Raw genomic sequence first — 26,583 nt, 5'->3', positions numbered from 1 at the left:
TCGCTCAGATCGCCGGCTTATCCGTGCCCTGCAGCTTGCCGTGCAAATTGATCAGCCACATCGCCGTCGGCCTGAGGATGAAGAGGTCGGCGACGAGGGCCATGACCATCGAGAAGGCGCTGAGCCAGCCGAACAGCCTGAGCGACGGCAGGTCGGAGAACACGGTGACGACGAGGCCGCAGGCCAAGACCACCGTGGTCAGTATCAGCGCAGGTCCCACCAGCACGGTCGCCCGCTCCACGGCGAGCGCCGAGCCGACGCCCGGCTTGCTCTCCAGTCTCAGGCGATTGAGGAAGTGGATGGTGGCGCTGAGCCCTAAGCCGAACGAGACGGTGAGCGCGACGACGCTGGCGAATTGCAGCCCCTCGCCCATCGCCCACAGCACCGTTCCCGACATCACCACCGGGAAGATGCCCGGCAGGATGCAGGCGAACATCACCACCCAGGAGCGGAAGGCGAGGCCGATGAAGATCGCGACCAGCGCGAATTCGACGGTGAGGCCGCGGTTCAGCTTCTCGATCATGTTGGCCGAGTTGCGTGCGGCGATGGCGGCAAGACCGGTCACCGCGATCTCGTAGCCGGGATGCTTCTTGCGGACGGCGTCGAGCTCGGTGTCGAGCTTGTCGACGATCGGCAGAAGCTGGCTGGAATCCTTGTCCGGCACCCGGCCGGCGACCACCACCGCGTCCTGCTCGGCGTCGATGAACCGCCGCACCAGGTGCTCGGGGATGACGCCCACATATTCCTTCAACGTCGCGACGTCGGCGCTGCCCGCCTTCTCGGCCAGCCAGCGGCGCAGCGTCTCCAGCGACCAGACGTTGCCGACACCGGCCGCCTTCTCCACGGTCGCATGCACGTCGGCGATGGTCTGGAGGGTCTCCGGCGAATACAGCGATTCGCCCTTGGGGAACTGGACCAGCACGTTGACGGGGTTTGCGCCGGTGAGCTTGGCATCTAACCGGTCGCTGGCGGCAACCGCCTGGCGCTTGTCCGGCACCTGGTCGGCGAGCCGGTAGCGCGGCTCCAGATTGGCGTAGATGACGCCGAGGCCGCCGACGAACAGCACCGCGATCAGGCTGAACAGGCCGGGCCGGCCGACCATGCGCACCGCGATCCAGTAGCAGAAATTGCGCAGCGCCTGGACGCCGGCATCGGCGCCCTGGAACTTGACCGCAAAGACCTTCTCGTTGCGCACGAACAGCACGCCGAAAACAGGCACCAGCGACAGCACCGCGACCAGCGCGATGATGGTGGCGGCGAGCCCGGCTTCGCCGAACTTGCGGATCAAATCGGAGTCGGAGAATTGCAGCGCGATGAAGGAAATGCCGGCGGTGCCGTGCGTCAGCACGCAGGCCGGTCCCACCACCAGCACCGCGTTCTTGAACGCGGTGAACTTGTCCTGGCCCGCGATCAGCCGGTCGCGCGCGGCGAAGGTGAGCTGCATCGAGTCCGAGAAGCTGATGACCATGATGAGCGGCGTCATCACGTTCAGGAACATGTTGAGGTTGAAATTGGCCCAGCCGAGCGCGCCCAGCGCCAGCAGGATCGCGATCATCGGCGGGAATGCCGCCGCGATCATGAACGAGATCTTGCGGAAGAAGATGATGGCGATGATGCACCCGGCGAGGATGCCGAGGATGTTGTAGGTCAGCCCGTCGCGCTCGACCGCATTGCGGATCTCGAGCTGCATCACCGGCACGCCCGAGAGCTGCACGTTGAGCCCGGTGTCGCCGAGATCCTCCTTCATCAGCGCGCGGATATCGCCGACGGTCTTGGTCAGCTTGTTGGAGCCGACCACTTCGGGATCGAGCGACAGCACGATCAGCGCCAGCGTGCCGTCCTCCGACAGCAGCTTGCCGCGGATGATCTCGTTGTTCTTGACCGTCTCGATGAACTTGTCATAGGCCGCGCCCTCGGGCAGCTCGGGCGGGAACAACGCCGCCGGCAGCTTGCCCGGGGCCGGCGCCTGGCGCGCCGAGAACAGCGAGACGAGGCCGCGCGTGCCTTCGACCAGCTGCAGGTCGGTGACGAAGTCGCGCAGCTTCTCGAGGTTGTTCCGCGCCAGCAGGGTCTTGCCCTCGACCACGACGAGGACGTCGAACTCCTCGGCCGGGAACTTCTTCGTGACCTCTTCATACTGCTTGAATTCGCGGGTGTCGGAGCGGAACAGCTGCGACAGCGAATCGTCGATCCTGATGCGGTAGATGCCGAACACGGCGCCGACGATCAGGGCGAGCAGGACGATGCAGGAGACGATCGGGGCCCGGACGGCGATCAGCCCGAGACGCTCCAGCCCAAAGGCGATGGAGGACGCAGGTCCCTGCTCGACCTTGTCGACATGAACCTCACTCTCGCTGTGCTTTTCGAGCATGCCTTGTCCAGTTCCTAAATCGGCTCGGTCTTGTGAGCTTATTGCGCCCCGCGAACGGCTTGAAAACGCCATACCAATGGGAGGCTTGCCCGTTGAAAATGCGCGGAAAATCGCCGGCAGCGGTTTAGCAGGTCAACAGGTCTTTTCGCAAGCAGGCGAAGCGTGGCCGAATCGATCAAGAAAGCGGCGATCTGGGCCGGGGATGCCGGTCATCCAGGCGAGAATGTGCCAATTCGACGCGGCGCGCGGTCCGCGCTCTCGTCCTTCAGCGCCACGCCGCTCACCTGCCGGGCCAGTCCCTCGCGGACCAGCCAGGCGATCTTGAAGGCAGCCTCGTCATGGCTCAACCCGGCGTGGTGGATGTTCGAGACGCAATTGCGCTCGGCGTCGGTGCGGCCGGGCTTCGGTGCAAAGGTCAGATAGGCGCCGAGACTGTCGGGCGCGGACAGGCCGGGCCGTTCGCCGATCAGCATCGCGACCATGCGCGCACCGAGAATGGCGCCGATCTCGTCGCCGAGCGCGACGCGCGCGCCTGAGGCGACGACGACATGGCCGATCGCGACGTCATCCCCCTCCGCGAGCAATGGCAACAGGCGCCTCACCATGATCGCCGCATGGCTGTGGACCGCCGCCGCGGACAGGCCGTCTCCGATCACAAGCGCGAGCTGGCACGGCGCCGAGGCGCTTCGTGCCAGAAGCTGCGCCGAGCCTGGCTCGAGCTGTCGTCCCAGATCCGGCCGCCGCAGATAGTCGCTGCGATCGACCGCCCGGCTCCTCACTTCGGTCACGGCAAGTCCGAGCGCGCCGAGGTCGGCGAGCAGACGCGGCGTATCGAAGGCGGCATGCACGGCATCGCGCGCGCGGGCATGGTCCAGCGTGAAATCAAGCAGCGCCTTCGTCGGCATGCTCGCGCCGCTGCGGCCCAGCGCAACGCGCGCGGGCGTGCACGCCCGCAAATCGAGCGTCGGACGGCGCGGCGGAGCCGGATCAGACATGTCGCATCATTCGGCGGGAACCGCGGCCTCGCGCAGCCGGATCGAATAGTTCGAGGCGTTCTGCTTGCCGCTGGAGGCCGCACGCGCGAAGGTGATGAGGTGATGCGCGATCGTGGCGCAGCCGATCAAGCCTTCGAGATCGCCGCGCTTGATGCGTCCCAGCGCAAACTTCCAGAACACGCGCTTGTAGTCACCGAGCACGCCGACCTGCCAGAAGATGTTGCGCAGCATGACGAGGCCGCGCCTGATATTGGGCCAGGTCTTCATCTCGTCCGGCACCGGCATCTTGAGGCGGTTCACATAGACGTGGTCGCATTGATGCTGATAGCGCGCGTAGACCTTCTCGGGCGCGTAAGCGACCGCCATGGCGTGCTTCCACGACGCGACGACCTCGTCGTAAGGCAGCAGGAAGTCGACGTTGGAATCGCGGCCGTCGTCGTGGACCAAGCGTCCCTCGCGCTCCAGACGGTCCCACAGGGGCGTCTTCGGCAGCGCCTGGAGCAGGTTGATGGTGAGCAGCGGAATCCGGGACTCCTCGACGAAAGCGAGCAGCGCCTCCGAGGTGTTCGGCTTGTCGGTGTCGAGCCCCATGATGATGCCGGACACGACCTCCATGCCGTAGGAGTTGATGGTGCGCACGCCCTCCAGGATCGGGACCATCATATTGTGGTCCTTGTGCATCGCCTTCAGGGCATCGGGGTCGGGCGTCTCGATGCCGCAGAAGATGGTGACGAAATAGGCCTCGCGCATCTTCTCGAGTATCTCGGGCCGCTTGGCGATGTTGAGCGTCGCCTCGCAGGCGAGCCGCGCCACGTAGCCGGTTTTCTTCTGCCATTCGATCAGATACGGCAGCAGGTCCATCGCAGCCTTGCGGTTGCCGATGAAATTGTCGTCGACGAAATAGATGGTGTCGGTCATGCCGCATTCGCGCAGGCGGTCGAGCTCGGCGACGATCTGCTGCGGCGTCTTGATGCGGGGATTGCGGCCGTAGAGGCCGGGGATGTCGCAGAACTCGCACTGATAGGGACAGCCGCTGGAATACTGGATACTGCCGAGGAAGTATTTCTTCACGTCGGCGAGTTCGTAGGCCGGGATCGGAAACTCCGTCATCGGCACGCGGTCCTTGGTGGTCAGCACCACCTGAGCCTCGGGACGTGAGGTGTCGCGCGACAGGATCTCGATCAGCTGGTTGGTGGCGTCGCCGAGCTCTCCGACATGCAGATAGTCGAACGACGGATAATAGTCGGGGCAGGCGCTGACGGAGGGCCCGCCGAGCGCGACCGGCAGATCGAATTCATGGGCGCGCCGGCAGATGTCGTTCATCTGCTGGCGCTGGATGTGCATGCCGCTGACGAAGACGACTTCCGCCCATTCAAACTCCTCCTTCGTCGTGCGGCGCAGATTCTCGTCGACGAACTTGACCTGCCAATCCTGCGGCAGATAGGCGGAGATCAGCAATAGTCCCTGCGGCGGCATGAAAGCGCGGACGCCATCGGTCAGGGGATATGAATGCTCGAACGTGCCGAAGGACGAGGTGTAGCGCGGAAACACGCAGAGAATCCGCCGGGACGTTCCGTTGCTTTCAGCTCGCATCAAAGCTCCCCCGCCACGCTCGACCGATGGTGCGGAAATTGCCAGCCAGACACATAGCGTAACGCTGTCGCCGGAATTTCTCAATATTGTGGCACAAGCATAATTCCGGAAGGCGCCGATGGTTTCCTAAGCAGGGAGAGTTGGCACCTGCCGCCGCCTCACGCGATCAGCCGCGAGGCAAAATCCGGCAGCAGGCCTGCATCGCCGGCAAGGCGGAAATCGGCGCCTGTAATGCCCGAGCGCGCCAGCCAGTCGTCGAATTCCGGCGCGCGGCGCAAACCGAAGACGTCGCGAACATAGAGCGCGTCGTGGAACGACGTCGACTGGTAGTTCAGCATGACGTCGTCCGCGCCGGGGACCCCCATGATGAAGGTGACGCCGGCGGCGGCGAGCAGCGTCAGGAGATTGTCCATGTCGTCCTGGTCCGCCTCGGCATGGTTGGTGTAGCAGATGTCGACCCCGAGCGGCAGGCCGAGCAGCTTGCCGCAGAAATGATCCTCCAGCCCCGCCCGGATGATTTCCTTGCCGTCATAGAGATATTCCGGGCCGATGAAGCCGACGACGCTGTTGACGAGCAGCGGGGCAAAGGCGCGGGCGACCGCATAGGCGCGCGCCTCGCAGGTCTGCTGGTCGACGCCGTGATGGGCGCCCGCCGAGAGCGCCGAGCCCTGGCCGGTCTCGAAATACATCACGTTCCGCCCGACCGTGCCGCGCCCCAGCGACAGCCCGGCCTGCTGCGCCTCTTTCAGAAGCGCAAGATCAATGCCGAAACTGCGGTTGGCCGCCTCCGTGCCGGCGACCGACTGGAAGACGAGGTCGACCGGAACGCCCTGCCCGATCAGCGAGAGCGTCGTCGTGACATGAGTCAGCACGCAACCCTGCGTCGGGATCTTCAGCCGCGCGATGATCTCGTCGAGCAGCCGCAGCAATTGCGCGATGACGGCGGGATCGTCGCTCGCAGGATTGATGCCGATGCAGGCATCGCCGGCGCCGAGCAGGATGCCGTCCAGGATCGAGGCGGTGATGCCCCTGGCATCGTCGAACGGATGGTTGGGCTGCAGCCGCGTGCTCATCCGCCCCTTCAGGCCGATGGTGTTGCGGAAGGCGGTGGTGACCTCGCATTTGCGCGCAGCCAGGATCAGATCCTGGTTGCGCATCAGCTTTGACACGGCGGCCGCCATCTCCGGGGTGATGCCGCCTGCCAGCTTGCGCAGGATGTCGGGCGTTGCGGCGTCCGACAGCAACCAGTCGCGGAAGGCCCCGACGGTCAGCGACGCCACCGGCGCAAAGGCTTTTGCGTCATGGCCGTCAATCACGAGGCGGGTGACCTCGTCGGTCTCATAGGGAATGACGGCTTCCTGCAGGAACTGGCCGAGCGGCACATCCGCGAGCGCCATCCGCGCCGCGATCATCTGCTCGGAGCTGGCAGCGGCAATTCCGGCCAGCCGGTCGCCGGAGCGTGGCGGCGTCGCCTTGGCGAGGAGGTCGCGCAGGTCCGGAAACGCGTAGCTCGTGGCATCGATGGTATGGCGATAGACCAAGGGTGTCTCCGGGGTGCGTCGGCCAACGGCCGACTGCAAGACTATCCTGAAACTATACCCTCGGATCAAGACGCTGAAATATCTTACTTTTCGTTCGACCAAGGACGGAGGGAGCCAACGGGCGCGTTAACGCCACATCCACCTTCCTCCTGCAAAGTTTTGCATCAAATTCTACACAACCCCGCTCACCGGCCGCTTCCGGCCATTCCGGGCCCCTGAACACCATGACATCCGACCGATCTGGGAATGCCGCCAAGCCGGCAGGCCGTTTCACGCTCGCCACCAAGCTCTACGCGATCTTCGCACTGTTTGCGCTGCTGACGGCGGCGATCGCGATGCTGTCCGACTACAACAGCCGCCGCAGCGCCGACCTGACCAGCGCGATCGAGACGGCGAATGCCGCCGCGCTGAACGTCGAGCGGGTCAACTCGCTGGTCTATGCGGTCGTGATGGAATCGCGCGGCGTCTACATGTCGACCGAGCCGGCCGTGGTGAAGAAATACGGCGATGGCCTGCTCAAGTTCAACGCCCAGATCCTCGACGTCGTGAAGCGTTGGGAGGCCATCGTCAAAGCCGACGATGCCGAGCAGTTCGCGACCTTCAAGAAGCGCATCGAGCAGTTCGTCGAGTTCCGCAAGGAGCTGGTGCGCCGCGGCGTCGAGATCAATGCAGCCGCGGGCCGCGAATGGGGCGACAACGACGCCAATCGCAGCGTGCGCTCGGCGCTGAACAAGGACCTCGAGGCGCTGTCCAAGGTCTATGCCGAGCGCGCCAGGCAGATCGCGCAGCGGACCGAGACCAACCGCACGCTGTCCTTCGTCCTGACCTGCCTCGGCGGCGTGGCGCTGGCCCTGGTCGTCATCGGCATCGTCATCATCGCCCGTTCGATCGCCCGGCCGCTCGCCGCGATCACCGCGACCATCAAGCAGGTCGCCGACGGCGCCGACAATGTCGTGGTGCCGCACTCCGACCGCGCCGACGAGATCGGCGCGCTGGCCCGTGCGATCCAGGTCTTCCAGGCAGCCATGGGCCGCAACCGCAACCTCGCCTCGCAAGTGTCGCAAGACGCCGCCGCGCGCGAGGAGCGCGCCCGCCACATCGAACGATCCGTCGAGGAATTTCGCGAGGCGATCGGCGCCATCATGCGCGGCCTCAGCGGCAACGCGCAGGTGATGCGCGAGACCGCGCAGACCATCACGCGGGTCACTGCGGATGCGAGCAGCCGCGCCGGCACGGCGGCAAACGCCACCGAGCAGGCCTCGCACAACGTCACGGCGGTAGCAGGCGCGGCCGAGGAGCTGTCGGCCTCCGTCGAGGAGATCGGCCGCCAGGTGCGGCAGAGCGCCGGCGCGGTCGAGCAGACCGGCCAGCGCACCGAGAAGTCGATCTCCGAGATCGAGAGCCTCGCCGCGGCCACGCAGCGCATCGACGGCGTGCTCAATTTGATCCAGGCGATCGCCGAGCAGACCAATCTGCTCGCGCTGAACGCCACCATCGAAGCCGCGCGCGCCGGCGATGCCGGCCGCGGCTTTGCCGTCGTCGCGCATGAGGTGAAGGCGCTGGCAGGACAGACCGCCAAGGCCACGGCCGAAATCAGCGAGAACGTCGCGATGATCCAGGCCTCAACGCGCAACGCGGTCGACGCCGTCCGCGAGATCGGCGGCGCGGTGCGCGAGATCAACGAGGTCACTTCCGCAATTGCCGGCGCCATCGGTCAACAGGACCAGGCCACGCGCGAGATCTCCTCCAACGCGCAAAGCGCAGCACAAGGCAACGAGACGCTGGTGGCGAACATCACCTCGCTGCGCGATGCCATCGGCGAGACCGATACGGCGGCAGCTTCGGTGCTGACAGCGGCGAGCAGCCTGACCGGGACGGCGCAGACGCTGTCGCGGGAGGTGGAGAAGTTCTTCCAGAACCTGCGCGCGGGGGCGACGGACGGCCGCATCGCCAGGGCGGGGTGACAGCGCCGGCTCTGCCCGCGAAGCGCCGGCGACGTCGCGCCCGCCGGCGCGCATCGCGCTTCCGCGTTCCACAAACAAACGAAGCTTTCCGCAATTGAACGGCACTGTCGCGTCAGGACGTGAACGCGCGCTTGTCTGCGTACCATGTCGATCCACATCTGAGCGCACCGGCAGCACGCTGCGCCGGCCGATGATGGAGATCGATGATGACCGCACTCAAAATTCTCGCCGCCGTGGCCTTGTTGTCGGTCCTGACCGCGAGCACCGCCTATGCCCAGTCCGGCTTTGCAAGCAGCCATCCGGATACATACGAGGCCGAGAATCCCAACCGTAACCTCGATGGCACGCTGACGCCGGCAGGCCGGTTGGGCCTCGAGCTGCCGGACGGCGCAGCGCCGGCGCAAGGGGTGGAGAATACCCTGGCCCGTGCGGACGGCGCCTCACGGTCTTGCGCACAGCGGTATCGGTCCTTCGATCCGGCAACGAGCACCTATGTCGGTCTGGACGGCAGGCGCCGCCCTTGCAGGTAGGTGAAGCTGCCTATCACCGGATCACGTGGCGCGGCGCGGTCGATGACACGGGCGGCCATGCTGGGCACCACGATCCTGGCCGCGGCGATCAGGTCGCGCGCGGCTTTGTTGCCTTCGCAGTCCAGGGGTCAATGGTACCGGTCTATACCTGATTGCGACAATCCGGCTCACCCGCGGCCACGGGCATGTTGCAGCACCGCGCCAACAGGCGCGAAGGGCCAATAAGCCAGTCAGAGTGCCTACTCGATCACTACATCGGCCCGCGTCAACAGGGTCGGTGGCATGTTGATGTCGAGTGCTTTGGCGGTCTGGAGGTTTATGACAAGTTCGTACTTGGTCGGCCGTTCGACCGGCAGGTCACCAGGTCTCGTACCCTTGAGAATCTTGTCGACAAGGGTCGCAGACCGGCGAAACTGGTCTGGCAAGTCAGTCCCGTAGCTCAAGAGGAAGCCCGCTTCCGCGTATTCTCTCACCGCAGAGATTGCAGGCAGCCGACTTCTGACGGCCATGTCGCCAATCAGGCCGCGGTGGTTGAACAGCACTCCATCGCTCAGCACCACGAGCACCTGCGCGCGTTCCCTCACCATCGTCGCGAACGCTTGTTCAAGCATGTCCGGGCCGCGCGCCTCGACCGCGACAAGCGTCAATGCCAGCGCTTGGACAGCTTCCCGCAGCGATGCCAGCCGGTCCCGATTGGGCGCAAAGTCCGGATTCCACAGAACGCCCACACGCGAGAGGTGAGGCAGAGTGTCCTTCAGAAATTCGAGCCGCTTGCCGTTGATCTCATCGCCGGGCTCCGAGCTGAACCCGGTGACATTGCCACCCGGGCGCGCCAGACTGGCGACAAGTCCGGCGCCGACCGGCTCAGCACTGTTGGCCATCACGATCGGAATCGTCCGGGTCGCCTTCATGGCCGCAACCGTGGTCGCATTGGTCCCGGACACGATGACGTCCACGCCGAGCCCGACCACCTCTGTGGCAAGCGCCGCCAGCCGCCCCATGTCTCCGTCGGCAAAACGATACTCGATGACGACATTCTCGCCAGCGCGGTAGCCATGGCTCCGCAGGCCCGCTTCGAAGGCTCTAACATTACGAAGTGTTTGCTCCCGCGACGCGCTCGCGAGATAGCCTACCCTGTAGCGCCTCCTTGCCGGTTGCTGCGCACGCGCGCCGAGCGGCCACGTCGCCGCCGCGCCGCCGATCAGCTCCATGAACTCGCGTCGTCTCATTGAGCACCGCGGAGGAGGAAACGCCGGTCCATGTCCGAAGCCTAGCACTTTGCGGCGAGACAGCTAGTGAGAATGGGCAATTAATCGGATGTCCAAAGCTGTGTCCTATGTCCGAGATGGGTCACAAGCGAAGTGCGCAACTCCTGCCCGGGTCCGATGCGTTCCTCTATGCGCGCATCCGGCGCGGGATGACGCGTCTACCCCGCCATCACCCCGCCGCGCCGGATCAGTTCCTTCCCCAAGGCAGCCAGGTGCACCTGGTCCGGCCCGTCGCCGATGCGGATGAAGCGGGCGTAGACATAGGCGCGCGCGAGGAACGTGTCCTGCGAGACGCCGGCGGCGCCGTGGATCTGGATGGCGCGGTCGATGACACGGGCGGCCATGCTGGGCACCACGATCTTGGCGGCGGCGATCAGGTCGCGCGCGGCCTTGTTGCCCTCGCGGTCCATCTTGTCGGCAGCTTGCAACGTCAACAGCCGGGACTGCGCGATCTCGCAGAAGGAGTTCGCAATGTCCTCGCGCACCGAGCCCTGCTCGGCCAGCGGCTTGCCGAAGGCGACGCGCGAGACCGCGCGCTGGCACATCAGTTCCAGTGCGCGCTGGGCGCAGCCGATCAGCCGCATGCAGTGGTGGATGCGGCCGGGCCCTAACCGGCCTTGCGCGATCTCGAAGCCGCGGCCCTCGCCGAGCAGGATGTTCTCGGCGGGGACGCGGACGTTCTCGTAGACAATCTCGGGGTGGCCGACCGGGGCGTCGTCATAGCCGTAAGTGAGCATGTCGCGGACGATGCGCACGCCGGGCGTATTCCTGGGCACCAGGATCATGGATTGCTGGCGGTGGCGGTCGGGATCGTCGGGCGCGGTCTTGCCCATCACGATCAGGATCTCGCAATCCTCGTTCATCGCGCCCGAGGTGAACCATTTGCGGCCGTTGATGACGTAGTCGCCGCCGTCGCGCCGGATATCGCACTGGATGTTGGTGGCATCGCTGGATGCGACCTGCGGCTCCGTCATCGAGAAGCCGGAGCGGATGCGCCCTTCCAGCAGCGGCGTCAGCCAGCGCTCCTGCTGCGCCTTGGTGCCGTAATGGCTAAGCACCTCCATGTTGCCGACGTCGGGGGCCGAGCAGTTGAAGACTTCGGGCGCCCAGAGGATGCGGCCCATGATCTCCTTCACCGGCGCGTATTCGAGATTGGTGAGGCCAGTGTTGTCAAGGTCTTGACCGTGATCGCCGGAGAGAAACAAATTCCAGAGCCCCTGCTCGCGCGCGAGGCGCTTCAGATCCTGCAGCACGGGCGGCGTCCGGTAGCGCGCGGCCTCCGGCTTGACCTGCTCGTAATAGAGCTCCTCGACCGGCTCGACATGCGCCCGCATGAACTGGCGCACGCGCTCCTGCAGCTCCAGCGAACGGGCGGAGTGGTGAAAGTGCATTGTAATCCTCCCGCTCGCCGACCTTCGCGTCGGTCTCGTAGGGTGGGCAAAGCGAAGCGTGCCCACGCTTTCTCTCGATAATCATTGATAGATGGTGGGCACGGCGCAAGTGCGCCTTTGCCCACCCTACGATTCCGGGTTCGCGGTGAGAGCGCCGCCTCACGTCCCGCGCAGCAATTCGCTCGCCACGACCCAGTCGTTGCCGTCGAACTGCAGCATGTAGCCGTCCTTGATCGGGCGGAAATCCTGCGGCGTGGTGTTGAGGGTGATGCCCGGCATCAAGAGCGACAGCGGCACATTCTTCAGGTTCGCCGCCTGCGCCATGATGTTCTCGCGCGTCAGATTGTCCTTGCATTGCCTGAGCAGCACCACCAGCGCCTCGGCGACGGTGTAGCCGTAGAGCCCGGCGACGTTGTTGATGTCGGCATTGGGCAGGCGCTTCTTCATGAAGTCGATATAGGCCGTCATCGCCGGGTCGTCATTCGGCGCCTCGACGAACGGTTTCAGCGCGCCGAGCGACAGCACGCCCTTGCCGGCCTCGAGGCCGGCCGGCGCCATCACGGTCGCCTTGTTGGCACAACCGCTGGCGAGGAAGCGCGTCGGCTGCCAGCCGACCTCGTGGGCTTTTCGGATCGCCTGCGCGCAGGCGCGCGGCGTCACCGAATAGATCAGGAAGACGTCGGCCTTGGTGCTCGCGAGCGTCAGCACCTGGGAATCGACGGTGGGATCGGCAACCTCGAAGCTCGAGGCCATCGCGATCGCCTTGTCGGCGTCGGCGCCGAGCGCCTCCCTGACGCCGCGCAGATATTCCTTGCCGGCGTCGTCGTTCTGATAGAGCACCGCAAAGCGCGCATTCGGGTTCTTGGCGCGGGCATAGGCGACGTCGATCGCGGCCTCGCTGGTGTAGTTCGGCGCCCAGGGCAGCGCGATCGACCAGGGCATGTTGGCAGGATCGTTCCACTTCGAGGCCGAGCTGATCAGGAAGAGCTGCGGCACCTTGTTGCTGTTGAGATATTTTGCGATCGCCGAGCTCGGCGCGGTGCCCATGGTGGCGAAGATGAAGGCGACGCCGTCGCCCTCAACCAGCCGACGCGCGGCTTCCATGGTCTTGGGCGGCGAGAAGGCATCATCCAGCGAGATCAGATTGAGCTTGCGGCCATTGACGCCGCCTTTCTCGTTGACCTCGTCGAAATAAGCGGAGATCACCCGGCCGGTGATGCTGAGCGGCGAGGCCGGGCCGCTATAGGGCATGGTGTTGCCGATCTTGATCTCGGTGTCGCTGACGCCGGGACCGTAGGATTTTTGCGCAGGTGCAGGCGTGGACAGGCAGGCGGCAGCCAAAGCTGCGGCCAGGGCCAAAGCGGCTCTCATGGTGTCTCCCCGATGATGATCGCCGCGCGGCGAGGCGGCCGCGCGGCGCGCTGCTTTTGTCAGCGCGCCAGATCAGCGGAGTTCAACGAGATGGTCTTGCGTCGAGATGCTGATGGCCTGCTGCGCGCCTGAAGCGCGATGAGATTTGGATGAATCGTCATCACGCTTTAAGTTGTTGTCTTGCGCATGATCTTTTCGGAAAACCGCTTCGCACTTTTCCGGATCATGCTTTAGCCGCGCCGCTTCAGGCTGAAGCCGAGGCTGATCCAGCCTGCGCCGGCCATGATCAGGTCGATGCCGAGGAACAGGCCGAGGATGTAGACGCTGTTCACCGGCCAGCGCGCCAGGATCAAGAGGCCGAGCAGCAGCGTGATGACGGCCGACAGCGCCACCCAGACCCACGGGCTCTCGCGCTTCATGCTGAAGGCGAGAAACAACCTGACGGCGCCGGAGGCCAGCAGCGAGGCGCCGAGGAACAGCGTCAGCAGAACCGCGGCAAACAGCGGATTCGCGAAGGTGAGGAAGCCGGCTATGACGTAGAGCACACCAAGCAAGGCCCAGATCAGAAACTTGCCCCAGCTCTTGAGCTGGAATGCACCGATGATCTCGGTCACGCCCGCGACGATCATCATCGCGCCGACCACGATCACGCTCGCCACCGTCGCCATCACCATGCTGCCAAGCGCAACAAAGCCTGCGATGAGATAGACGACGCCGAGCGCGACGATCCAGCCCCATTTGGCATGCAGCGCCGCGATGCCGGAGCCGAGGCTGGATTGACGAGACGTGTCCGAAGCACTGGTCATGGCGGCCACTCCTGCTTGCGAAGCCCGGGGACACGCGCCAGAATAGCACGCACCGTAGCGGGACGACAGCCAGCAGAGCACCCGTACCGGCAGCAACATTGACGCAAATCAAGGTCGAATGCGGTGGATCAGCCGCGCGAGCGCTCCATCTCGAGCTCGGCCTTGAGATTGTCGAGATCGCGATAAATTGAAGCGACCGCCAGCACCCGGCCGGCCTTGCGGTACTTCAGCAGGCAATCCTTGCCGGAGATGCTGCCGTCGATTGCGACGTCGTCGAAGCTCTCGGCGTGGCCGACATAGTTGATCGGCACGTCGTAATGCTGGGACCAGAAGAACGGCACGGCGTCGAAGCGCTCGCGCCTGCCGAGCATGTTGCGCGCCGCGGTCTGGCCCTGGCGCTCCGCCACCACCCAATGCTCGACGCGGATGGTATGGCGCGAATGCGGATCGGGCCAGCGCGCGATGTCGCCGGCCGCGAAGATGCCGGCGACGCTGGTTTCCAGATATTCGCTCACGCTCACGCCGCGATCGGCGGCAAGGCCCGCCTGCTCAGCGAGCGCAAGGCGCGGCTTGACGCCGATGCCGACCACGACGAGATCAGCTTCAATGACAGCCCCGCTCTTCAGCGTCGCGCGCTTGCCATCGAGCTTTTCCACCGTATCCTTCAAGTGGAAGACAACGCCATTCTCTTCATGCAGTGACCGAACGAAGTCGCCCATCTCGGCGCCGAGCACCTTCTGCATCGGCCGCTCTTCCGGCGCAACCACATGGACTTCCAGCTTGCGCGCGCGCAAGGAAGCCGCGACCTCGAGGCCGATGAAGCTGGCGCCGATCACGAGCGCGCGTTCTGCGCTGCCTGCCGCCGCGATGATGGCGCGGCTGTCGGCGACGGATCGCAAAGTGTGGACATGCGGCTGGTCGGTGCCGGGGATCTGGAGCTTCACCGGCTCGGCCCCGGTCGCAAGCAGCAGCCGGTCGAACGGCAGCCTGTCGCCATTGCCCAGCGTGACGCTACGAGATTTCGGATCCAGCGCCGAAACATTCGTGTTGAGCCTGAGATCGATGCCGGCGTCCCGATAGTAATCCTCGGGCCGTAACGGCAGCCACTCCTCCGGCGCGTTGCCGGCGAGATAATCCTTGGAGAGGTTCGGCCGATCGACCGGCATCGCACCGTCATCGCTCAGCATGGTGATGGCACCGGCAAAGCCCTCGCGCCTGAGCGTGTCGGCCGCGGCAAAGCCGGCCGCGCCGCCGCCGACGATCACGAATTTCTCCGGTGTCGGCGCGCTGCGATGTGCTGCCGACGGCTTCGGCGCCTCGCGCTTGCGCTGAACGACGATGTTGTCCCGATCGCGCCTGACCTCCCAGACCGCCAGCGCGTTCAATGCCGGCGGGCGGGTGGCCTCGCCGGTGCGTAGCGAAAAGCAGGCGTGATGCCAGGGACAGCGGATGGTGTCGCCGACCACGAGGCCCTCGGCGAGCGGGCCGTGGTAGTGGCTGCAGGCCGGCTCGATCGCAAAAATCTCGCTGCCGGATTGCACCAGCAGGACTTCTTCCTCGCCGACGTGGCCGAGCAGCTTGCCGTCCTTGAAATCGGCGAGCGACACGCCCTTGGTCAGATCGGGCCCGCTCGGCGTCTTGTCCTCGGTCATGGTCACCTCCTGACAGCTTGACGCGCAACTCAGGAATTGGACGGCGGGACGCGTGAAAAGTTCCTGCGACCGCGAAAATCAGGACCCGGCCGCGCGCACGTCGATCACGGCCTGCGCCCATTCGGCCGGCCGCTCCTGCGGCAGGTTGTGACCGGCATCGGTGAAGACGCGCCGCTCGAAAAATCCCTCGAACTTGCGCGCGTGGTGGGCGGTGCCGGGATTGACGCCGTCGCTGTCGCCGTCGATCGCGATGGTCGGGACGCGGATCGGCGGCTGCGCGGCGAGCTTTGCCTCGATCGCGGCATAGGCGGGATCGCCCGCCACCAGCGCATAGCGGTGGCGGTAGGAGTGGATCACGACATCGACGAAATCAGGATTGTCGAAGGACGCAGCGCTCGTCTCGAACGTTGCGTCGTCGAATGTCCATTTCGGCGACCACATCGCCCAGAGCTGGCGGGCAAAGCCGCGGCGGTTGCGCTCCAGCGCACGGCGGCCGCGCTCGTTGTGGAAGAGATATTGATACCAGAGCGCCGCCTCCTCCGGCGGCGAAGCCGGCTCCATGGCGCGGGCGATGTTCTGGATGTTGTAGGAATTGCCGGAGACGAGGGCGATCACGCGCTCCGGATACAGCGCCGAGACCACGCAGGCCGCACGCCCGCCCCAATCATAGCCGCCGACGATTGCGTGGGCGATCCCGAGCGCATCCATGAAGGCCAGCAGATCGGCGCCGAGCGCCGCCTGCTCGCCGGAGCGCCGCGTCGCGGGGGAGCGAAACCGCGTCGGTCCGTAGCCGCGCAGCCAGGGCACCAGCACCCGCGCACCGGCTTGTGCGATCAAGGGCGCGGTCTCGGCATAGGCGTTCACGTCGTAGGGAAAGCCGTGGCCGAGGATGCAGGGCCAGCCGTCCGGCGCGCCGTATTCGCGATAGGCGATGTCGAGGACATCCGTGGCGATGGTCTTTTGTTGCATGGCTGGCTCACGGATGATCTCGTTGCGCAGAGCCCTTGTAGCCCGCATGGAGCCAACGGGTCGGCGCGAAGCGCCGCCCGATGACAGGCTCCGCGCAATGCGGGGACCCTGTCTCCGCGAATCCCGGATTTCGCTTACGCTCCATCCGGGCTACAAGGCGCAGCCTATTTCTGCGGACCGGACAGCGAGATATCGCGTTCGGCGCGAAACACGTTGCTGTAGAGGTTGGCGATCCATTGCCGGCCGATCTCGGTCTTGTTGAGATAACCGATCTCGGTCTGGATGTGCGGTGCGACGCTGTTCCAATAGAATTGCGGGTAGCGGTTCACGATGTCGGCCGGCGAGTCGTAGCCGAGCTGACGGTTGATGCCGACCTCCTCGAACTCGTAATAGAGCGCGTTGGCCTTGCGCAGATAGTTGGGATCGCCGAGCTGGCCGATGAAGTCGGCCGCACGCAGGATCGAGGCTTCGTCGTCATATTCCTGCCCTTCGTGGGCCGGGAAACGGGTGCCTTCGATGGCGCGCGCAATGCGCTCCGGATCAAGCCCGGGAATATGCCGCAGCCGCCGCGTCACATACAGTTTCGAACGATCGACGTGATACATCATCAGACTCGCATCCGATGCACCGCGCGGCAACGAGATCTTGGTGTCGGCCGCGTCGATCACGAAACCATCGGCGTCATCCTCTTCGAACAGCCCGCGCACATAGCCGATGTCGTGGGCGAGGCAGGCGATCAGGACGTGGACGTAGTCTTCGGCCGACAGATGCGTATGAAGGCTGCGGCCACTGAGGATGGAATGGCCGGCCAGCGTCACCAGCATCGTATGCTCGATATTGTGATAGAGCGCATCGCTGTTGCCGATGCATTCCATTGCAGTGCGGGTCGCGCTCTCGACGATGCTGGCGGAAGCCTCATCGTACCTGCGGCGCATGAACGAGCCCAGTAACTTCTCCAGGGTTTCAGCCGCCAGTCTCGGTAAGGTCATCATGGATGCAGCCCCGTCCGCCGCTGGTATCCCATGCCATCTCCCGACGTCTCATTCTTGTCCTCGACGCAGTGGGGAGCATAGCCCATCTTGGGCCGGGTAACCAAATTCCGGAGCAAAGATACATAAATATCTTGCCATCCCGCTGCGCAGCATTACGGTTGCCGCAATAGCTCACCACAACCCAAGGCAGCAGGAACGCCCCGGACCCGACTGCCGCTTCAGGGCGCGGCCAGGATGTCGGCGCCGTCGGCCGGGCGCGAAAGACTTCTGGCCAGGTAGAACAGCTCGACCAGCTTGCCGCGTTTGCCGGCCAGCGAGAAGATGTATTCGGGCGACTCCGTCTCGATTTCCGCAATCGCCACCTTCGCGATCCGGTCGATACGGCTCGAGCCATGCTCCCAGACAAAGCCGACACCAAGCCGATTGGCGACCGCCTCCAGCATCCCCTCGCGCGTGTTGACGATGATCGCCGGACTGGCGCGCAGGTTGACGGCGCGAAACGCCCTGTCCACGGCGCGCTGGGTCGCGGAATCCCGGGTCCGGAACACCAGCGGATATTGCATGAGGCCGGCGATAGACACGCGCGATTCACGGCTGAGGTCGTGAACGGGATGGCAGATCGCAACGACGCGCTGCTGGACGCAGGGCTCGCGCCGGAAGCGGTTGTCCTGCGGCACCTCCGGCAACACGGCGACGTCGACACGCTGGTCGACCACCGCGGCCATGATCGCCGACCAGCTGCCGATCTCGATGTTGATCTGGATCTTCGGATACAGATTGCGGAACGCCGCGATCAGCGCCATGCCCGGCATGGCGTTGCCGAGCCCGATGCGAAGCTCACCCCCCGTGAGCTCATCGCGCTGCTGCAGGATGGCCAGCCCATCCGCCTCGATCGCTTGCATGCGGCTCGTTGCAGCGTAGAGCCGCCGGCACAGCGGCGTCGCGATCAGGCTCTGGCCATGCCGGTCGAACAGCGCGACCGCGAACTCGGCCTCCAGATCGCGCACGAGCTGCGCAACTGCCGGCTGCGACACCCCCAGCCGCCTTGCCGCAGCCGCAAAGCTGCCGGTCTCGAATACCGCGTTGACCGCGCGGACGCGCGACGACGTCAACGCCACGACAAGAACCCCAAGATCGATATTCCCCGTCGGACCCGGCGAAAGCAAAACCTGGGATGACCATAAGTATGGCCATTGACCGTTATGTGAATGTCAGATGCGCTCCTTAACTCCTCGTGCGCCGCAACGGGCCAGCAGGGGATCAGCGCGCATGGCGCAAATCGAACTTTCCGCAATCCGCAAATCCTTTGACGGCACCGACGTCCTGAAGGGCATCGATTTCCGGGTCGAGGACGGCGAGTTCATCTCGCTGGTCGGTCCTTCCGGCTGCGGCAAGTCGACCCTGCTCCGCATCATTGCCGGGCTCGAACCGCAGAATTCCGGCCAGGTCCAGATCGACGGCCGCCCCGTGGACAGTATTCGCCCGAGCGCGCGCAACCTCGCAATGGTATTCCAATCCTACGCGCTTTATCCGCATTTGAGCACCTTCGACAACATTGCGGTGCCGTTGCGGATGCGGCGCCTCTCCACGATCGAACGGCTGCCGCTGTTAGGTGCGCTGCTGCCGAGCCGACGCGCCAAGGAACGGCACATTCGCGCCGACGTCGCAGGGATCGCCGAGCAGCTCGACATCACCCCATTGCTACGGCGCAAGCCCGGGCAGTTGTCCGGCGGACAGCGGCAGCGCGTCGCGGTCGGACGCGCCATGGTGCGCGAGCCGCTGGCCTTTCTGTTCGACGAACCGCTTTCCAATCTCGACGCAAAGCTGCGCGTCCACATGCGCGCAGAACTCGCCGAGCTGCATCGCCGCCTCAAGGCAACGTTCATCTACGTTACGCACGACCAGGCCGAGGCGATGACCATGTCGAGCCGGATCGCCGTCATGATGGGCGGTGAGTTGATTCAGGCCGGGACGCCTGCGGAGATCTACAACGACCCCGGCGATATCCGTGTTGCCGAATTCATCGGCAGCCCCAAGATCAACGTCCTCCCCGGCCGGATCCGCAAGGACGGCGGCGTCGACGTGCTGGGGACTGCCCTGAAGCTGTCATGCAGCGCGGCAGCCGGCGACTGCCGCGTCGGCGTCCGCCCGGAGCGGATCGACCTCGGCGCCGGGCCGTTCTCCGGATCCGTCGTCCATCTGGAGAATCTCGGTGCCGAAGCCTTCGTGCACCTTGCGACCGAAGGCGCCGGGCTGCGCCTGATCGCGCGGCTCGCGGACGTCAGGCATGTGCCTGCGATGGCCAGTTCCGTCGCCTTCGGTTTCGCGCCCGATGCGGTGCGGATTTTCGATCCGGCCGGGAAACGGATCGAGATCAGACTGGAGCAGGCCGAGCGCATCCGTGAGCCCGCCCATGTCTGACGGCTCCATGACCATCGGCGCGGCCATCGCTCCCGCAAGCCGCGCGACAAGGCGCACGCTGCCGGCCCATGGCAGCCGACGTGCGTACTCCGCTTACACCCTGGTGACGCCGGCTGCGGCGCTCATGTTGATCATGCTGCTAGGTCCGCTCGCCGGCGTGATCGCCCTCTCCTTCACCGATTATCAGCTCGGCGCGCCGCATTTCTCCTGGATCGGCCTCAGCAATTACCGGGACCTGTTCGCCGACAAGGTGTTCTGGACCGCGCTGCGCAACACGTTGGCTTACGTCGTGATCGTGGTGCCCGGCGCCGTGATCGCCGGCCTTGCGATCGCGCTGCTGATCCAGAGCGGCACCAGCCTGCGCAGCCTCTACCGGACGATCTATTTCCTGCCTGTCATGGCGACCCTGATCGCCATGGCGGTGGTGTGGGAATTCATGCTGCACCCGCAATTCGGCCTGGTGAACGGGATGTTGCGCAGCGCGGGCCTGCCGGCCTTTGCCTGGCTGCAGGACCGCAACACCGCCCTCTATGCGCTCTGCGCGATCGGCATCTGGCAGGCGGTCGGCTTCAACATGGTGCTGTTTCTCGCCGGCCTCGTCTCCATCCCCAAGCAGCTCTACGAGGCGGCCGAGATCGACGGTGCGTCGAGCGGCTGGGCGCGCTTCCGCCTCGTGACCTGGCCGATGCTGGGGCCGGTCACGACCTTCGTCGTCGTGATCTCCGGCATTCGCTCGTTCCAGGTGTTCGACACCGTGCACGTATTGACCAAGGGCGGCCCGTCGAAATCCACCGAGGTCCTGATCCACACCATGTACACGGAAGGCTTCGAGTTCTTCCGCTCGGGCTACGCCGCGGCGATCACCGTCGTTTTCCTGGTCTTCGTCCTCGCGCTCACACTGATCAAATCGAGGCTCGCCGATCGCGGAGTGCACTACACATGAGCAACGCGCATCCCATCCCGTTCCGGGCGATCCTCCGCCACGTGCTCCTGATCGCGGGCGCCGCGCTCATGCTGGCACCCTTCATCTGGATGATCTCGACCGCGTCGAAGCCGCAGACCGAGATCTTTTCCAGCGAGCTGCACCTGATCCCGCACCAGTTCGCGCTGGCCGAGAACCTGCGCGAGGCCTTCGCCAAGGCCAATCTCCTGCGCTTCCTGCTCAACGGCGTCATCGTCACGGTCTCGATCTTCGTGCTGCAGGTGATGGTGGCGCTGCCCGCGGCCTACGCGCTCGCCAAACTTCGCTTCCTCGGCCGCGAGACGCTGTTTGCGCTCGTGCTGTTCGGGATCCTGATCCCGCCGCAGGCGACCGCGATCCCCGTCTTCCTGCTGCTGCACAAGGCCGGCCTGCTCGACAGCTATGCCGCGCTGGTCCTGCCCTTCACGATCTCGGTCTTCGGCATCTTCCTGATGCGCCAGTTCTTCAAGACCGTGCCCGACGATCTCGTCGATGCCGCGCGCATGGACGGCATCTCCGAATTCGGCATCGTCTGGCGGGTGATGCTGCCGGCCGCGATCCCGGCCGTCACCGCCTTCGGCATCTTCTCCGTGGTCGCGCATTGGAACGACTATTTCTGGCCGCTGATCGTGCTCAACAGCGAGCACTTGCGTACGCCGCCGCTTGCGGTCGCGCATTTCCGCAACAGCGAGGCCGGCACCAGCTACGGCCCGCTGATGGCCGCGGCGATGGTGATCATCGCGCCGCTCGTCATCGCCTTCCTCTTTGCCCAGCGCCGCTTCATCGAGGGCATCACCCTCACCGGGATCAAGTAACCGCGTCACCTCAAACAGGAGTCTATCCATGCTGAAGTCCATCATCGCCGCGGCGGCTCTGTCGCTCGCGGCCGGATCTGCGCTCGCGCAGGCCCAGACCGAGATCGTGATGCAATATCCCTATCCGGAGCTGTTCACCGAGACGCACAAGCGCATTGCCGAGGAGTTCGCCAAGGTGCGCCCGGAGATCAAGGTCACCATGCGGGCGCCTTACGAATCCTACGAGGACGGCACCCAGAAGGTGCTGCGCGAAGCGGTCACCAATCAGATGCCTGATGTCTCCTTCCAGGGCCTGAACCGCATCCGCGTCCTGGTCGACAAGAACATTCCGGCCGCGCTCGACGGCTACATCGCGGCCGAGAAGGATTTCGACAAGCAGGGCTTTCACCAGGCGATGTTCGACATCGGCACCGCCAGCGGCAAGGTCTACGCCCTGCCCTTCGCGATCTCCCTGCCCATCGTCTACGTCAATCTCGATCTCGTGAAGCAGGCCGGCGGCGACGTGAACAACCTGCCGAAGCGCTGGGACGAGCTGATCGCCCTCGCCAGGAAGATCAAGGCGCTCGGCAACGACACCAACGGCGTCACCTATGCCTGGGACATCACCGGCAACTGGCTGTGGCAAGCGCCGGTCTTCGCGCGCGGCGGCACCATGCTCAATGCCGACGAGACCAAGGTCGCGTTCGACGGAGCGGAAGGCAAGTTCGCCATCAATATGATCGCGCGGCTCGTCAACGAGGCCGGCATGCCCAATCTCGACCAGCCGTCGATGCGCGCAGCGTTCGCGGCCGGCAAGACCGGCTTTCACGTCACCTCGACCTCGGACCTGAACAAGGTCACGCAGATGACCGGCGGCAAGTTCGCGTTGAAGACGATGCCGTTCCCGGACGTCGCCTCCCCGAACGGCAGGCTGCCGGCCGGCGGCAACGTCGTGCTGATCCTCGCCAAGGACAAAGCCAAGCGCGACGCCGCCTGGGAAGCGGTGAAGTTCTGGACCGGCGCCAAGGGCGCCGCGATCATGGCCGAGACCACCGGTTACATGCCGCCGAACAAGGTCGCCAACGACGTCTATCTGAAGGACTTCTACGTCAAGAACCCCAATAACTACACCGCGGTCGGCCAGCTCGCGCTGCTCACCAAATGGTACGCCTTCCCCGGCGACAACGGCCTGAAGATCACCGACGTGATCAAGGATCATCTCAACTCGATCATCTCGGGCGCGCGCGCCAGGGAGCCCGAGGCCGTCCTCGCCGACATGACCGCGGACGTGCAGAAGCTGCTGCCGAAGACCACCGGCGCGGCACGCTGAGCGTCCTGACATCCACCGGCACGGGACGCCATCGGCGCCCCGTGCCGCACCAATGACTGGAGATGGCGATGAAGCTGCTTCATCTGAGCGACATTCACCTGACCGCGCCTGGCTCGACCATCGGCGGCCGCGATCCGCGCGCCAATTTCGAGCGGGCGCTTGCGCATGCCCTGAAGGATCATCATGACGCTGAACTGATGGTGATCACCGGCGATCTCTCGGATTGGGGCGATCTCGCCGATTATCAATGGCTCAAGCAGCGCCTCGACGAATATCCGCTGCCGGTGCGGCTGTGCATTGGCAACCACGACCGACGCGCCGCCTTCCTGAGCGTGTTCCCCGAACTCACCGACGAGAACGGCTTCGTCCAGGGGGTGCACGATACGGCCGCCGGCCGCTGCCTGTTCCTCGACACCGCGCATCCGGAAACGCACGCCGGCCGCTATTGCGACGATCGCCTTGGCTGGCTCGAGGCGCGGCTTGCCGAGCATGACGGGCCATTCCTGCTCTTCATGCACCATAACCCCATGCCGGTGCATCTCGGTCCCCTCGACCAGATCCGCCTGCTCGACGAAGCGCCGTTCCGGCGTCTCGTCGGCCAGTATCGGGCCAAGATCCGCCATGTCTTCTTCGGGCATTGTCACTTGCCTCTTGCCGGCTCGGTTGCGGGCGTCCCAGCCTCATCGCTGCGCGGCACCAATCATGCGAGCTTTCCGCTGTTCTCCGAGACCACGCTGCTGAGTGCGTCCGACCTGCCGCAATCGTATGGAGTCGTCTTTTTCGGCGAGGATTATGTGACCGTGCACATGGTGGAATACGGCTACGATGGTCCCATCCGCATCGAAGGTTCGCCCGACTATCAGGCCTGGAATCGCGAGACCATGGTTCGGTGACCGGCGAGCGCCGACCGTTTCCAGGGCGTGTACTCATAAACCCGCGCTGCACTTCTTGTAGAGTCCGCGCCACCTCTATAGCGGCACGTTGGCGTCGCTCGCCCTAAGTCGGAGATGGGCCAAAAGCAGCCGTACTCGCTTGAGCGGCTTCCGAAGCAGATATGTGGAACAGCATCAATCTGCGATGGTCGCGCGCATGATGGCTAAATTGACCGTTGCTCGCATCGGCTGCGGTACCCCATACATGCACGAGCGCCAGAGCCACTCGACAGGACCGAACCGATAGCGGCGCAGCCACCACGCGCTGAACACCACCTGCGCGCCATACACGAAAATGCCGATTGCCAGTGTCGCGGTCACGCCGAGGCGGCCAAATTGGCCTAGACCGTAGCCGTAGAAGATCCAGCCGCAGATCACGGATTGCGCCAGATAGTTGGTGAACGCCATGCGGCCGAGCGGCGCGGCCCAGCCCAGCAGCCTCCGTCCGCCGGAGAAATTCGCAGCGGCGATGACCGCAGCCGCATAACCCAAGGCCAACACGACGGCCCCCAGCCGTTCCACCGAGAAACACACGCGCCCGAGCGACGGCCAACCGAACAACTCTTTTCCTGCTGCCGCAAGACTCAATCCGCCGCCGAGAAGAATGCCAAAGGTTGCGACGCCGAACAGCAGGCGCCGGTTCGCCGAAGCCCAACGCAAAACCCCGCTGCGCCATGCGAAGGCGCCGACCAGGAACAGCGCGACAGTCCGCGGAAAGACCATGACATGCAGCGGAAAAATCGCCGGTACCTCGCGGATCCGGAACGCGAGCACATCAAAAAATCCGCCTGTGCCATAGGCACGCGTCGCGTCCGCGACAAGAGCGGCCATTCCGGCTGCACCCGGCAGTGGCACGATCGACGGCAACAGCGGCATGGTCACATAGAGCCCCATGAGCAGCAGGGCTGCACCCGCCATGAGCCACAGCGGGCCGCCGAGGAATGGCAGCACTACGAAGCCCGCCAGCGCATATTCGACCAGAATGTCGCCGTTCCAGATCAAATAGAGATGCACCAGGCCAATCGCCAGCAACACCGCCAGCCTGCGCACGAGCAAGATCAGGCGCTGTGTGTTGCCGGAAAGCCGCTCGAATTGGATGGCTAGGCCGACGCCGAACAGCAGCGAGAACAGCGCAAGCGCCTTGAAGTCGACGGCGACCGTCAGCACAGCCGCCACCGCTCGATCGAGCAGCAACGCCGGCTCCGCGTTCGGCAAGAACTGCGCGAAGATGGAGACGCGAAATATGGTCACGATGTTCATAGCGAGCACGCCGAACAGGGCCAAGCCCCGCAGCACGTCAATCGCGTCGATTCGTTCCGACGGACTCATAGGCTTCGGAGGCGCATCACTCGCCGTCGGCGCGGTGCGCGAGCTGATGCTTCCGTCGATCATTGTAGGACTGCCCCATTCCCGATGGAGAGATTTTGAACGCCGCGTCGTACCGCGTCAAACTCCATCCATTGGCAAAGTCTCACAATGCGCTCGATGTGAGTTCGAGGTCTTGTCGGCTCCAGTCGATGTGGTCTCGATGGGAACGCCGAACGTCCGCAATGGGTCAAACTGCGAAGAACTCTGGTCGAGCAAATCGCGTCCGCTGCGCCGACATGAGCGGACCTCAGCCGCCCCGCGCCGCCACTTCGCTTTAAGGCCAACTGCGGACGCTGTCGCGCCAGGTTGGCACGGTTGCCCGCGAGGAGTATCTTTGGCTCTGACGAACGGGGCAAGTCCGGATGAGGTGTCTTATGGCCGCACCGGCAACTCATTGCGTCAAGAGCGATGACGTTCACATCGCCTATCAGGTCCTTGGAAATAGACCGTTGGATTTGGTATTCGTCCCGGTTTTCGTCTCGCACGTTGAGGCGAGCTGGCACGTGGCGGAACGCAGCGCCTTCTTCCGTCGCCTGGCATCATTCTTCCGCCTTATCCTTTTCGACACGCGCGGCACCGGAATGTCAGACCGAGGATCGCAGATCTTCACCCTTGAGCAACGCATGCACGACGTGCAGACGATTTTGTTCAGAGCGCGCGGTTCTGTTTGGCGCATCCGAGGGCGGCCCGTGTCTGCAATCCGCGCTCCGACCGCTCATCTTACATCGTATTGGAGACCGCTGGCTCGAGATCGAGCACGCGCGCTCCTTGCTTTGGCAACAACTATGTTGCCTTACAGGAGGTGTATCATGAAGACCGCACTTCTTATTGCAGCTATATTAGCTGTTGGTGTCGTATCAGCTGATGCTGGTCATAATCAGCGTCGTGGTTCATCATTCCATAAAATGCACCGTGTTGGATCAAGCATGGCGGCTGTTGGTGTTCCAGCAGGCGGCAGTCTTGGCGAGCAGCCTGCTTCGGCACTTTATAGGCGGAATCTGCGCGACTCAGGCTACGATGCTAAGAAGAACTTTGATAAAGCTGGTCATATGTGCGTGTCCTGTGATTTTTACGGCAATTGACCAAGCTGTTGCTGTGGCGATTGAGAACGGGATAACAACAGGAGCAGCCGGGCAAGACGAACCGGGCCGGGTGTGCAAATAGAAGCCTCGCATTATTTGAATACGAGCTTCGCCAAAAAATAGCCCCCAAAGAATTCCCATGATGGGGTTCCTGTCGGGGGCTTTTTGTTTGCCCGCCCCGCAGCTCAGCCATGCGTTCTTATTCGCGCCTGATTGGAGTTGATGCCGATGTAACCGTCCGATGCAGCTTGC

At 64.5% G+C, this 26,583-nt stretch carries 21 protein-coding genes; 8 read left to right on the top strand and 13 right to left on the bottom strand.

The genetic code is table 11. The features are described 5' to 3' along the window. Positions 1–4: 4 nt before the first annotated feature. The 4 genes from JQ566_RS02245 to JQ566_RS02230 all read right to left on the bottom strand — a co-directional run bounded on the left by JQ566_RS02245 (position 5) and on the right by JQ566_RS02230 (position 6,500). On the bottom strand, positions 5–2,371 hold the full coding sequence (locus JQ566_RS02245; protein ID WP_212369204.1) for an efflux RND transporter permease subunit: 2,367 nt from the start codon (positions 2,369–2,371) through the stop codon (positions 5–7). Positions 2,372–2,580: 209 nt separating this feature from the next. Continuing rightward, positions 2,581–3,366: an ethanolamine ammonia-lyase subunit EutC gene (eutC, locus tag JQ566_RS02240; protein WP_212369201.1), complete on the bottom strand. Its 786-nt coding sequence runs from the start codon at positions 3,364–3,366 to the stop codon at positions 2,581–2,583. A gap of 6 nt (positions 3,367–3,372) precedes the next feature. Beyond that, positions 3,373–4,959, bottom strand: coding sequence for a B12-binding domain-containing radical SAM protein (locus JQ566_RS02235; RefSeq protein WP_212369198.1), 1,587 nt, complete (start codon positions 4,957–4,959; stop codon positions 3,373–3,375). 158 nt (positions 4,960–5,117) lie between these two features. Further along, complete coding sequence (locus JQ566_RS02230; protein ID WP_212369195.1) at positions 5,118–6,500, bottom strand: ethanolamine ammonia-lyase subunit EutB; 1,383 nt, start codon at positions 6,498–6,500, stop codon at positions 5,118–5,120. 224 nt (positions 6,501–6,724) lie between these two features. Between JQ566_RS02230 and JQ566_RS02225 the strand changes: the two genes are divergently transcribed. Together JQ566_RS02225 and JQ566_RS02220 are read left to right on the top strand one after the other, a co-directional pair. Continuing rightward, complete coding sequence (locus tag JQ566_RS02225) at positions 6,725–8,464, top strand: methyl-accepting chemotaxis protein (protein ID WP_212369192.1); 1,740 nt, start codon at positions 6,725–6,727, stop codon at positions 8,462–8,464. A gap of 203 nt (positions 8,465–8,667) precedes the next feature. Then, positions 8,668–8,994, top strand: a complete 327-nt coding sequence (locus tag JQ566_RS02220; RefSeq protein WP_249139161.1) for a BA14K family protein — start codon at positions 8,668–8,670, stop codon at positions 8,992–8,994. Positions 8,995–9,233: 239 nt separating this feature from the next. Here JQ566_RS02220 and JQ566_RS02215 read toward each other — a convergent pair whose 3' ends face one another. From JQ566_RS02215 to JQ566_RS02180, 8 genes are all read right to left on the bottom strand, one after another. Continuing rightward, on the bottom strand, positions 9,234–10,205 hold the full coding sequence (locus JQ566_RS02215; protein ID WP_212369189.1) for an ABC transporter substrate-binding protein: 972 nt from the start codon (positions 10,203–10,205) through the stop codon (positions 9,234–9,236). Positions 10,206–10,420: 215 nt separating this feature from the next. Further along, positions 10,421–11,653 carry an acyl-CoA dehydrogenase family protein gene (locus tag JQ566_RS02210; RefSeq protein WP_212369186.1) on the bottom strand — a complete coding sequence of 411 codons (1,233 nt, stop codon included), beginning with the start codon at positions 11,651–11,653 and terminating at the stop codon, positions 10,421–10,423. A 159-nt stretch (positions 11,654–11,812) separates the two neighbouring features. Further along, complete coding sequence (locus JQ566_RS02205) at positions 11,813–13,024, bottom strand: ABC transporter substrate-binding protein (RefSeq protein ID WP_212369183.1); 1,212 nt, start codon at positions 13,022–13,024, stop codon at positions 11,813–11,815. Between the two features lie 230 nt (positions 13,025–13,254). After that, entirely contained in the window at positions 13,255–13,830 is a 576-nt protein-coding gene (locus tag JQ566_RS02200; protein WP_212369180.1) for an HdeD family acid-resistance protein, read from the bottom strand. 128 nt (positions 13,831–13,958) lie between these two features. Further along, entirely contained in the window at positions 13,959–15,482 is a 1,524-nt protein-coding gene (locus tag JQ566_RS02195; protein WP_212369177.1) for an FAD-dependent oxidoreductase, read from the bottom strand. Positions 15,483–15,560: 78 nt separating this feature from the next. After that, positions 15,561–16,451: an alpha/beta fold hydrolase gene (locus tag JQ566_RS02190; RefSeq protein ID WP_212369174.1), complete on the bottom strand. Its 891-nt coding sequence runs from the start codon at positions 16,449–16,451 to the stop codon at positions 15,561–15,563. A gap of 164 nt (positions 16,452–16,615) precedes the next feature. Beyond that, entirely contained in the window at positions 16,616–17,443 is an 828-nt protein-coding gene (locus JQ566_RS02185) for a metal-dependent phosphohydrolase (protein ID WP_212369171.1), read from the bottom strand. 218 nt (positions 17,444–17,661) lie between these two features. Then, positions 17,662–18,561: a LysR family transcriptional regulator gene (locus JQ566_RS02180; protein ID WP_212369168.1), complete on the bottom strand. Its 900-nt coding sequence runs from the start codon at positions 18,559–18,561 to the stop codon at positions 17,662–17,664. A gap of 151 nt (positions 18,562–18,712) precedes the next feature. Between JQ566_RS02180 and JQ566_RS02175 the strand changes: the two genes are divergently transcribed. The 5 genes from JQ566_RS02175 (at position 18,713) to JQ566_RS02155 (ending at position 23,842) form a co-directional block, all read left to right on the top strand. Further along, positions 18,713–19,864, top strand: a complete 1,152-nt coding sequence (locus tag JQ566_RS02175; RefSeq protein WP_212369165.1) for an ABC transporter ATP-binding protein — start codon at positions 18,713–18,715, stop codon at positions 19,862–19,864. Then, a complete protein-coding gene (locus JQ566_RS02170; protein WP_212369163.1) occupies positions 19,857–20,807 on the top strand; it encodes a carbohydrate ABC transporter permease in 951 nt (316 codons plus the stop codon). The genes JQ566_RS02175 and JQ566_RS02170 overlap by 8 nt, the downstream gene beginning before the upstream one ends. After that, positions 20,804–21,640 carry a carbohydrate ABC transporter permease gene (locus tag JQ566_RS02165; RefSeq protein ID WP_212369161.1) on the top strand — a complete coding sequence of 279 codons (837 nt, stop codon included), beginning with the start codon at positions 20,804–20,806 and terminating at the stop codon, positions 21,638–21,640. Before JQ566_RS02170 ends, JQ566_RS02165 begins: the two co-directional genes overlap by 4 nt. Before the next feature lie 28 nt (positions 21,641–21,668). Next, positions 21,669–22,949, top strand: a complete 1,281-nt coding sequence (locus tag JQ566_RS02160) for an ABC transporter substrate-binding protein (RefSeq protein ID WP_212369158.1) — start codon at positions 21,669–21,671, stop codon at positions 22,947–22,949. Positions 22,950–23,017: 68 nt separating this feature from the next. Then, entirely contained in the window at positions 23,018–23,842 is an 825-nt protein-coding gene (locus tag JQ566_RS02155; protein ID WP_212369155.1) for a phosphodiesterase, read from the top strand. Between the two features lie 174 nt (positions 23,843–24,016). Here JQ566_RS02155 and JQ566_RS02150 read toward each other — a convergent pair whose 3' ends face one another. Then, a complete protein-coding gene (locus JQ566_RS02150; RefSeq protein WP_212369153.1) occupies positions 24,017–25,273 on the bottom strand; it encodes a DUF418 domain-containing protein in 1,257 nt (418 codons plus the stop codon). 785 nt (positions 25,274–26,058) lie between these two features. Between JQ566_RS02150 and JQ566_RS02145 the strand changes: the two genes are divergently transcribed. Continuing rightward, a complete protein-coding gene (locus tag JQ566_RS02145) occupies positions 26,059–26,331 on the top strand; it encodes a hypothetical protein (protein ID WP_212369150.1) in 273 nt (90 codons plus the stop codon). Positions 26,332–26,583: the final 252 nt, after the last annotated feature.

It is taken from the genome of Bradyrhizobium sp. SZCCT0231, from assembly GCF_018130245.1.
Lineage (GTDB): Bacteria > Pseudomonadota > Alphaproteobacteria > Rhizobiales > Xanthobacteraceae > Bradyrhizobium > Bradyrhizobium japonicum_F.
The sequence above is the reverse complement of the archived record's forward strand: the minus strand, read 5'-3'. Positions and strand labels throughout refer to the sequence as shown.